A 3759-nucleotide genomic window follows, 5' to 3' on the forward strand; every position below is an offset into this window, starting at 1 on the left:
ACATAGTAGTTTACCTCTCCATCATAGGGGTAGTATGGTTCTTTTGTGGATCAGCTAATTCAAAAAGTTTCATCTGTTATGTCTTTTACCTGAGCTTGTTCCCATCCTATTATTGCAGCTTTACGGATAGGTCCCCACATATAGCCGCCGAAAATGCCGGAAGATTGTATCACCCTATGGCAGGGAATAAGGTAAGCTATGGGGTTGCTGCCAATGGCAGTGCCCACAGCACGGGAAGCTTTCGGATGTCCTATGGCTTCTGCAAGATGCGCATAGGTTGTCAAGCAACCTTTGGGAACTTTCAATAAAGCCTCCCACACTTTAAGCTGGAAAGGTGTTCCTTTTAGATGCAGATGCAAAGGATTCTTTAGCTGAGCACTGTCATCGAAAATGTGGAGTACCTCAATGTGGCGTGGAAGCTCCTTGCGAATAACATTTGCCAGTGGATATTGTTCACGAATGTTTGACAAAGCCTTTTGAGGATCTACAAAGGCGATATGGCAGATTCCTTTTTCGGTGGAAGATAATACGATGTCTGCCATGGTGTGTCGTTTAAAGCCGCAAATTACTAACAAATTCGAAGAAGTACGAATGAAATACAGTTGCGTTTATTTTATTTAACGAAAAAAATAACAATATAACAGATGTTCCATTGACAATAGACCGTACAACCGCGAAAATCTGGCTGCGGCATGTCCGGAGGAGCCGGGCTATCTTGGATAGGAGGGCTTGTTCAGGGTTGACTTACAGTTGGTTATACGACGTAGTAACAATAACGTTGTCTCGGCTTAATAATTTGTTAGCAGAGTAGTGATGTTTTAATAATATGATGGTAATATTGAGCTAATATTTAGCTTATAATATTGCAACATAATTTTAACACGCTATGATCAAGTTCAGCTATTATGTTGCTTTAATTATTTCAATGGTAACCATTCAGGTTTCGAGGACGGCGGCGCAGCAGTTTGGGGTGAAAGGAAAGGTTTTGGACATCGAAACCTATAAACCATTCCGGGGGTAAGTATCAAAATTGCGAATACGACGCTTGCTACATCGACGGACGAAGCAGGAGAATTTTCCATCAATCTGCCCAGCAAAACTGGGGAATATACATTGGTAAGTACTTTTGTAGGTTACGACCCAGATTCCACAAAATTTAATCTACAGGCTAACGACTGGGAGTTTGTCTCCGTGACGTTAATTAATACAAATTCGACCTTAGACGAGGTCGTTGTTACACGGCGGAGAGAGCGCGCGAGCGAAATTGCTTTGCTGGAAGAGCGGAAACTATCTAATCTGATGGTCGAGAAGATAGGAGCGCAGGAGCTTTCCAGAAAGGGTGTGAGCGACGCTGAGGGGGCGCTGACGAAAATGAGTGGTGTCACAAAATCGGCAAGTGGAGCGAATGTCTTTGTAAGAGGATTGGGAGACCGTTATAACAGCACCACGCTGAACGGATTAGCGTTGCCCTCCGAAGATCCGTTGAACAAGAACATATCGTTAGATTTCTTCGGGACATCTGTTATCGATAATATTGCAGTCAATAAAACGTTCAATCCTGCTTTGGGAGGTGATGTTGCTGGTGCAAACATAGATATTCTATCTAAAGAGTTTTCTGGAAGTGATTTTTTCCAAATAGGAGCGTCTTCCGGTATAAATTCGCAGGCAATTAAGGCGGAGGACTTTAAGAAGATAGACGGAACAAATTGGTTTGGTTCGTTGAAAGAACGTAAGTCTCCAATTACAGATTTGACTAGCTACGACTTTGCGAATAACTGGAACCCATCGCAGATAAAAACACCAATAAACTCAAGCTTTTCGTTGTCCGGCGGAAAGCGCTTTAATCTGGCTAATGGAACATTAAATTTATTTGTTACGGGTAACATGGATTCTGAATACCGTTACTATGACGGTGTTATCCGACAAACAAGTACTGCTGGAACCATTTTTTTAGATCAGGAGATGGAAAGATCTGAATACAACGTGTCCAAAACTGCGATGGCTAACCTAAAATATAGTTTTGGTAATCATTCGATCTCTTTTAACTCGATGTACATCGGTGACCAAGGACAAAGTTACGGCCAGAATTACGGCTTGAATATATCAGACGACGACGGTGATATCAGACTATGGAGAAGACAACATGTGGTCGATAATCATTTGTTTGTTAATCAATTGCTTTCTAAGCTGGAGTTGACGAACGATTGGACGTTGGACCTCGGCGTGGGATACAACCATGTTTCGGCAAATGAGCCAGATCGCCGTACGAACAACATTTTGCTGCGGGACGGCACATATCGTTTTTATAACAACGCCAACGGGGCAGACAATGAACGTTACTACTCTGAAATAGGAGAAAGAGGTTGGACTGCAAAAGCCATTGCTACCTATAAGTTTGAAAATGACAGGAATTTCGAAAGAAAGATAGACTTCGGATATAACGGCAACTTAGTTAGACGGGACTTTGAAGTCAGAATGTTTAATCACAACGTAAAGGGAGACGTAACGCTCTCACACGGCGTCGATGATATTGATGACAGTTTTAACGGCGGCACTTTAGCAGACGACTACTTTCAACTGACAACGAATTGGGGAGCTGGAGTTTCAGCGCTTAAGCCGAACTGGTATAACGCGAAGAAGGATATTCACTCGGCTTTGGTCGTCGGTACCTATCAATTTTCGGAAAAATTCACTGGGGTATTGGGAGTCCGTTACGATAGGGTAAATCAAGTTATCGATTATGAGATCCAAACAAGGACCAGTGTTGCCGATGGCCCCTCAACAATAGATAAAAACTACATTTTGCCTAGCTTAAATTTGAAATATGCGCTTACCGAAAAAAGCAATTTAAGAGCATCTGCCAGTAGAAGTTACACGCTGCCTCAATTCATTGAGTTAGCGCCTTTTCAAAATACTTTCGCAACTTTTAAATCAGAAGGTAATCCCGACCTGTCGCCAGTGGAAAATAACAATTTTGACCTGAAATGGGAATTGTTCCCAAGCAGTGGCGAGCTGGTCTCCGTTGGCGCGTTCTTCAAGAGTATGAAGAACCCTATTGCGCGTGTTGAATATGGGAACAATATCATGACTTATCACAATATTGGTTCAACAGCTGAAATTGCAGGAGCCGAAATAGAAGTAAAGAAAAACCTGTTGAAAACTTCAACAGGATATGGTGACAATATCCTATCAGCCGGTGCCAACGTGTCATACTTGTATTCCAGTCAGAAATTAGAAGCATCCGAAGTGTATTTTGGTGAAACACGGAGTGCTTTACAAGGTGCCTCTCCTTTACTGGCGAATGCGGATGTAAGTTATCTATACAATGGAAACCGTTGGAATTTAACATCTTCCATTGTAGCGAATTATTTCAGTGATCGGGTTTTTATGATCGGTACACACACTTATAAAAACGTAATTGAAAAAGGGGTGCCTACTTTGGATTTTGTTACGAACGCTGTCATTAATGATAAATGGGGTGTCAATCTGCGTGTAAGGAACATGCTTAACCCTAAGATAAACCTAGAACGTGAGACGGATTCAAATGAAAACATTGTCCTTGAATCCTACAAACGAGGAGTTGATGCAAGCGTAGGTATATCTTATAAGTTTTAACAGTTTGATAATATATACCTTAACGATAAGATAGAATAGCATGGATTTAATAATTAGTAAAATAAAATAAGAAAAGAAAACAATGAAAACAAAATTATTAGCTATTATTCGCCTGTTTCATGTTTCGGTTATCACTTCATGTAG

The 3759-nt window shown here is 41.3% G+C and carries 3 protein-coding genes; 2 read left to right on the forward strand and 1 reads right to left on the reverse strand.

The genetic code is table 11. The features are described 5' to 3' along the window. Positions 1-59 precede the first annotated feature (59 nt). Positions 60-542, reverse strand: coding sequence for a methylated-DNA--[protein]-cysteine S-methyltransferase (locus SD31_RS03705; protein WP_052258618.1), 483 nt, complete (start codon positions 540-542; stop codon positions 60-62). 344 nt (positions 543-886) lie between these two features. Here SD31_RS03705 and SD31_RS19830 point away from each other — a divergent pair, with 344 nt between their 5' ends. Both SD31_RS19830 and SD31_RS03710 read left to right on the forward strand, forming a co-directional pair. After that, entirely contained in the window at positions 887-1021 is a 135-nt protein-coding gene (locus SD31_RS19830; protein WP_262506520.1) for a hypothetical protein, read from the forward strand. A gap of 8 nt (positions 1022-1029) precedes the next feature. Next, positions 1030-3615 carry a TonB-dependent receptor domain-containing protein gene (locus SD31_RS03710; protein ID WP_231561132.1) on the forward strand — a complete coding sequence of 862 codons (2586 nt, stop codon included), beginning with the start codon at positions 1030-1032 and terminating at the stop codon, positions 3613-3615. Positions 3616-3759: the final 144 nt, after the last annotated feature.

This window comes from Sphingobacterium sp. T2, assembly GCF_000814685.1.
Classification (GTDB): Bacteria; Bacteroidota; Bacteroidia; order Sphingobacteriales; family Sphingobacteriaceae; genus Sphingobacterium; species Sphingobacterium thermophilum.

Coding starts and splice junctions, on each gene's coding strand:
- SD31_RS03705 (WP_052258618.1), bottom strand. CDS start 542: ATGGCAGACATCGTATTATCTTCCACCGAAAAAGGAATCTGCCATATC.
- SD31_RS19830 (WP_262506520.1), top strand. CDS start 887: ATGATCAAGTTCAGCTATTATGTTGCTTTAATTATTTCAATGGTAACC.